Origin of the sequence: Methylobacterium sp. WSM2598 (assembly GCF_000379105.1) — a bacterium.
GTDB lineage: Bacteria > Pseudomonadota > Alphaproteobacteria > Rhizobiales > Beijerinckiaceae > Methylobacterium.
Map to the genome: position 1 here is coordinate 7,094,817 of NZ_KB900609.1, position 6,428 is coordinate 7,101,244.

The window sequence follows — 6,428 nt, forward strand, 5'->3', positions numbered from 1 at the left end:
TCAACGAGGGCGATCTCAACCGGGGTCCATCCTCGCGCCGAAGACTGCACGATGCAGAGCGCCGCCTCTAGTGGCTTGTCTGGTCTGATTTGATGAGTTGCGCGTTGGTGGGGCTGTATCCCGGGAGGCGCGCGATGAAGAAGTACGTTGTGACGCTCACGGCGGCGGAGCGGGATGAGCTTTCTGGGCTGGTGTCGCGCGGGAAGGCCGAGGTGCGCCGGCTCAAGCACGCGCAGGTGTTGCTCAAGGCGGACGCGAGCGCCGCGGGACCGGGCTGGCCCGACGAGCGAATCGCCGAAGGGGTCGGGGTCGGAACGGCGAGCGTGGAGCGGGTGCGACGGCGCTTCGTCGAGGAGGGGCTGGAGCGGGCGCTGAGCCCCTACCGCAAGGGCCAGCGCCTCTACGCCCGCGCGCTCGACGGCGAAGCGGAGGCTCACCTGATCGCCCTGGCCTGTTCGTCGCCGCCTCAAGGACGGGCGCGCTGGACGCTGCGCCTGTTGGCCGGCCGCATGGTTGAACTGCAGCACGTGCCGGGCGTATCTCACGAGACGGTGCGTCAGACACTCAAAAAAACACTCTCAAGCCGCACCTGAGGAAGATGTGGTGCATCCCGCCCAAGCACTCGGCGGAGTTCGTCTTCCACATGGAGGACGTGCTGGAGGTCTACTGCCGNCCCTATGATCCGCGTCGGCCGGTGGTGTGCCTGGACGAGAGCTTCAAACAACTGATCGGCGAGACCCGCCCGGCGCTGCCCCCGCGCCGCGGGGCAGTGGCGCGCCACGACCACGTCTACGTGCGCAACGGCGTGGCGAGCCTGTTCCTCGCCTGCGAGCCGCTGGCGGGCTGGCGGCACGTGGCCGTCACCGCCCAGCGACGCCGCGTGGACTGGGCGCGCGTCGTGCGCGACCTGCTCGACGGGCGCTAGCGCGAGGCCGAGCGGGTGGTGCTGGTGATGGATCAACTCAACACTCATGCCCTGGCCAGCCTGTACGAGGCCTTCCCGGCCGCCGAGGCGCGCCGCTTGGCCGCGCGCATCGAGCTTCATCACACGCCCAAGCACGGCTCGTGGCTCAACATGGCCGAGATCGAGTTGAGCGCGCTGGGGCAGCAATGCTTGGCCCGGCGCATCGCCCAGGTGAACACGCTCACCCAACAGGTTGCTCGGTGGGAGGAGGCCCGCAACGCCGGGCAGACAAAGGTGAACTGGCACCTCACCGCCGGGCAAGCTCGCGACAAGCTGCGCAGCCTCTACCCATCAATCGAAGCCTGACAGGGTGCTAGTGTCCCGTCCCTCGCCAAGGGCACGCTGACCCAAGCGCTCACATCTTGCGCGGCGTAATACTCACGTTCGTGCTCGGGCAGGTCGGTGGCCTCCCACACGTTGGGAACGATCCAGGTGGCGCCGTCCGCGATACGCCCGTAGGTCGCGCGAAACGCCTCGAACGGGTACTGCCCGGCGAGGCTCGGCAGACCATCCACCAAATAGTCGTCCGCAACCTGTCCGTAGCCCGCCTGCGGCTCGTACCCCACGTAGTACACGCGCGAGGCGGACAGGCCCTCGCCCAACATGCGGCAGGCCGTTGCTCGCAACGTTTGCGCGTCACCGATGGGGCGCAGCGCGTCGCTGAGCTTCAGCAGGAACGCCTGCCGCTCCTCACCCTCGCGCAACGCAGCCTCGGCGCGCTTGCGTGCGGTGATGTCGGTGAAGAGAACGGCGACTTGGTTCTGGGCCCCATCTAAGGTGAAGATGTTGAGGTCGAACGTGCGGCCGAGCGTATGTTCGGTTTCTTCGATCCGGATCGGCTCGCCGGTATCGAGCGCCTGGCCATAGAGTTCCGTCCAGCGCGGGTTCGGTGACCCAAGTAGCTCCGTCGCTGTCTTGCCCACGGGGTAGGGCATCGACGTCTGCTTCACGAAGGCGCGGTTCACATTGAGGAACCGGAAATCCACCCACTTGCCGGCGCCGTCCTGGAGCACCTCGATCATCACCGTCTCGCCGTCGAAGGCACGCGCGTAGTAGGGCGCCACGGTCGCCCACCCCAGGGAGAAGGTATCGGGCAGGGGCCGGCCAAGTGCGGCGGGATGGTGGTCGCCGAACTGCCGGGCGGCGGCGGCGTTGTAGAGGAGGAGGCGGTGCGGCCCGCACGCAAGTGTCGACACGAGCGGACTGGCAAGCATGAGTTCGACTGCCAGCTTCAGGCGCTCCGACCAGTCTGCGATCGGCCCGAGCGGCGTTGCCGACCAGTCGAAGTCACGGATGCGCCCTGCCATCTCCCCGTCCCCGAAGGGCCATCGCGTGTCGATCTGCGTCATGGATCCAAGAGGCAGGGGCACGAGCGAAGGTCAACTATCGCATGTTATCTCCAGCTCCATGACGGAGGCACTGGGCTATGTCCGCTTCCTGCCGCGTCACTAACAGCCGCTGTCCACCTTCAGCGGCCCTTCGCATGGTCAAGCTGATTGAGTTTTGACCCTAGAGCAGCACCCGATCACGTTGCAATCGGGTGCTGCTCTAGGTCTTTGATCTTGCCGCATTTTCTGCGACGAACCGGCATCCACTTCGTCGGAAAATGCTCTAGATCATCTAAGCTCAGGCTGGGACTCGCGTCCCCCCATCCTCTCCCATGATGTTAGTGCTGAAACCGATTTACCCGCTCTCGAATGAACCACAGGTCTGATCTGTGCGTTCTTAGATTGGCCCTCGGCTGAGTTAGTGTGGTAGGGACAACCTATGTTGCACCAGCGCGTATCAGAGACACCAGAGTCAGCGGCAACCTGCCCTGTCGGGGACATCGTCGCAGCCTACCTCATGCTCACGGGTGGTGATGCCGAACTCGCGCTGAGGTGGGCTGTCACTGATGCTCTGGCCGACCTCTTGGTGGCTGACAGACGCACGCGGGAGCGCAGCCGGCTCATCGGTCGAGGCTACGCCGCGAGGCAGTTCATCGGCGGTTGAGAAGCGCCTACCTCCTCGACGGAGCGGCCTCAGTCGGCCCCCATGAGGTGGGGCGTAACCCGTCTCCTCGCCCCGCTTGTCAGCACCACGGCGAACTTGATGCCGACCGTGTTGCCGTTCGGCCAGTGCACCTTCGCCGGGTGTGGATCGCCCATAGGCTCCAGGATAAAGCTGAAGCGCGGGGGGTAGCCACGCTATCAGGGAACGACACACACGCTCCTTCGTTCGACAGGTTGAGGAGAAAGCACAGCACCTGCTCCCCTGAACCATCCTCGAACTGCGCGTGGTTCGTGACGGACACACGAAGGCGGGGTGGTCGCGGCGGTGTGGTCACGTATGCGGCTCCCTGAGCGCGTTCCATCCCACCCGTTCGAGGCTTAGCATCTGGTTATTCAGGGGTGGGGGCCTTCCGGCGCGACCGACCCATATCAATACTGAGTTCGGCCCCACTGCTATTGTGGCCGCGCTTAGGATCGGGCAGCATCGCCGGCATGTCTCACCACCCCTCAGCCCGCTACACCAATGATATTATCATTCCTCCTGAAGCCCTGACCTTCGAAGTCCCTCTACCATTCGCGTGTATTCGGCGACGAACTTAGGATTATTCGACCAATCAGCCGTGGCCCACTTCTTGACGGTATATCCAGGCATCAGCCGCAGTAGCCCTTCGTTCGCCGCCTTCGCCTCGTCGTAACGCCCTAGCCACCCATATGAGGTTGCAAGATCAATGTAAGACATATAGTATGGCGCGATCGCATTTGCTTTATGACACCAATCAATCGCTTGCTCCCAATTTCCCATATGAGAGTGTGCATGACATATATCGAACAGCCAGATATTGAGGTTCGGATCCCGTGGACTGAGGCGGATTGCTTTCTCGAAATATGGGATCGACTCGGACGACCTCCCTGCGAATATCCTTAGGAGACCTGAGAACGCGTGACCATCAGCGAAGTTTGCGTTGCTATCAACAGCGGCATCTAACTCGTATATGGCTTGTTCGAACTGTTTCTTGAAGGCCAGTGCCTGCCCCTTGGACCAATGAGCCATCGCATTATGAGGCCTCTTCTCAAGGACAGGGGCAATCATCTCCTCAATCTTGTTGGCTTCTGAAACAGGGTTGTCACTCCATCCAGCACGAGCCCGGACGGCTAGAGCCCTCGACATTCCAACGACGGCCTGCAGCGACTCAGGATCAAGCCTCAGTGCTTGCTCGAACTGGTTTATAGCCTCAGCGACATTAACCTTACTGCGAGGTCTATTCAGTGCTGCCCATCCTCGAAGGGTAAGATCAACAACGTCAGGATTATTGGGTCGCTCCCGTAACGAGCGGAGGCTCTCTTCCTGTATCAGCTGGACATCAAGGGGGCGCGCCAACCTTGCGACGAATTCCGCCTGCAACTCACCAAGTCTACTCCTCTCCCCTTCAAGCCGATCGGCCCACAAGTGAGAGCCGGTCTCGGAAGAGATCAGCTGCGCATTAATGATTATCTTGTCCCCAATCCTGCGGACGCTGCCCTCCAGCACGTAGCGCACACCCAGATCGCGACCGAGTTGTTTCACGTCGACCGCTTTGCCCTTGTACGTAAAGGCGGTGTTGCGGGCGATGACGAAGCTGCCAGCGAGGTGGGACAGATCGGTGGTCAGATCCTCAGTGATGCCGTCCGCGAAGAACTCCTGCTCCGGGTCGCTGCTCAGGTTCGTGAAGGGGAGGACCACGACTGATAGGCGAGGAGCCTCCTTGGCCTCTCCGGTCAGCTTGGCAGCGATGGTTTGGCCAGCTGGGATCGTGGTCGGGGCCGTGTAGGAGCGCCAGAGAAGCCCACCCGCAGCAAGGAGGGTAATGATACTGGCTCCGGCACCGATCGCCTTCCACGGCCTTTTGCTCGGCTTGGACCCCCCCTCTTGGGTCTCAGCCGTCGCCACGCTGCCCAGTCCCTCTATGGCCGAGGCTGAAAGAGCGAACACCCCGACCGGCCTCATGATGTTCTTGAGCTCGAGCCTGCCGCGATCCTCGAATGGGTAGCCAAGCCGGTCCCGCACTTGGTCGTAGACAGCCTGAGCGACACAGATCCCTCCGGTCTCGGCCAAGGGCTCGAGCCTTGCCGCGATGTTGATGCCGTCCCCGTAGAGGTCCCCGTCGGCTTCTACGACGACCTCGCCGAGGTTGATCCCGATGCGCAGGCGGAGGGCACGGTCCTCACCTGCCCCGGCCTCGTGACGAGGAACGCCTTGCTGGATCACCACCGCACAGGAGACCGCTCGAACCGCACTCCCGAACTCGGCAATGAACCCGTCCCCGACCGTCTTAATGATTCGGCCCTTGGCGGAGACCACAGCCGGTTCGATGATCTCGCGCCGGAGTGCCTTCAGGCGTCGGAGCGTCCCACTCTCGTCCAGTCCGATGAGGCGCGAGTAGCCCACCACATCGGCCACCAGGATCGTGACCAATCGCCTGTCTGCAACTGCCTGCACCATGGCGAGAGCCCCCAAGCCCAAATGTTACGATGAAACGCGCCCCTCCTGAAGGTCCGTATCCACCTCACCGCTCACTACGTCGACGGGACGCTGAACCCATTGCCTCACTGGAGCGACTATGATCAGGTGAGCAGGCCAAAAAAATAACAGTGGCAAGGAATATTAGGGAGAAAACGATGCGGAGCCATAAAGCGAATCTGTTTGTTTGCGCGTCCTTATTATTACTTGCAGCTCCCCCGGTGGCAGCCAAGCCCTACATGATCGTCGGCAATGACGAGAAACTGAACTGGGATGAGAATGGGAAACCGGTGTTGTCGCCAAGCGGCCGTGACAGCGTGTTGATTGTGGACCTTGAAGATCCTGAGAATCCGAAGATAGCCGCCAATCTGCCATTGAAGAATTCTGTTGTCGGCCCTCCCGTCAATTTGGCCATAAACCCGTCCGGCACCTTAGCCCTTGTCGCTGATTCCGTTGATGTCGTGAAGGATGGGGACGCGCTTAAGCAGGTTCCGGATACCAAGTTGTACGTCATTGATCTTGAGGCCAGCCCGCCGAAGCTCCTGAAAACTCTTGAGATTGGTAAGCAGCCATCCGGCCTCGATATAAGTCACGATGGAACAATGGCGCTTGTTGCGCTCCGCGCCGAGAATGCCGTGGGTGTCCTCTCGATTAATGGGAAGAATGTCGAACTGACTCAGAAGGTGCCCGTTGATGAGCTGGTCTCCCATGTCGAATTCACCCCGAACGGAAAGACGGCCATTGCAAGTAAGTTCGTCAATCATAAGGTAGCCTTGCTGAGCATTGAATCCAACAAGAAGGTAAGTTATAATAAGCAGGACCTACCAGTCGGCTTGTGGCTGCGGATTCCGATTGAAGTCGGCCACCGGTTCCGAGGCGAAGCCGGCCAGCGTTCCGATTTGATGTCGGCCAGCGTTCCGAGATGAAGCCGGCCACTCGGTAGCCGGCATCGGCCACGGCGCATCCCCGCGGGTCA

At 61.6% G+C, this 6,428-nt stretch carries 3 protein-coding genes and 1 pseudogene; 2 read left to right on the forward strand and 2 right to left on the reverse strand.

The window, feature by feature from the left end; translation table 11 throughout:
- The first annotated feature begins 134 nt into the window (after positions 1 to 134).
- Positions 135 to 1,270: pseudogene (locus MET2598_RS40550) on the forward strand (IS630 family transposase).
- Here MET2598_RS40550 and MET2598_RS0133090 read toward each other — a convergent pair.
- Together MET2598_RS0133090 and MET2598_RS0133100 are read right to left on the reverse strand one after the other, a co-directional pair.
- Complete coding sequence (locus MET2598_RS0133090) at positions 1,249 to 2,271, reverse strand: hypothetical protein (RefSeq protein ID WP_157182311.1); 1,023 nt, start codon at positions 2,269 to 2,271, stop codon at positions 1,249 to 1,251. The pseudogene MET2598_RS40550 and the gene MET2598_RS0133090 overlap by 22 nt on opposite strands.
- 1,216 nt (positions 2,272 to 3,487) lie before the next feature.
- A complete protein-coding gene (locus tag MET2598_RS0133100; RefSeq protein WP_026191062.1) occupies positions 3,488 to 5,434 on the reverse strand; it encodes an adenylate/guanylate cyclase domain-containing protein in 1,947 nt (648 codons plus the stop codon).
- Between the two features lie 176 nt (positions 5,435 to 5,610).
- Here MET2598_RS0133100 and MET2598_RS40175 point away from each other — a divergent pair, with 176 nt between their 5' ends.
- Entirely contained in the window at positions 5,611 to 6,378 is a 768-nt protein-coding gene (locus tag MET2598_RS40175; RefSeq protein WP_198293041.1) for a YncE family protein, read from the forward strand.
- Positions 6,379 to 6,428 lie beyond the last annotated feature (50 nt).

Coding starts and splice junctions, on each gene's coding strand:
- MET2598_RS0133090 (WP_157182311.1), bottom strand. CDS start 2,271: ATGGCAGGGCGCATCCGTGACTTCGACTGGTCGGCAACGCCGCTCGGG.
- MET2598_RS0133100 (WP_026191062.1), bottom strand. CDS start 5,434: ATGGTGCAGGCAGTTGCAGACAGGCGATTGGTCACGATCCTGGTGGCC.
- MET2598_RS40175 (WP_198293041.1), top strand. CDS start 5,611: ATGCGGAGCCATAAAGCGAATCTGTTTGTTTGCGCGTCCTTATTATTA.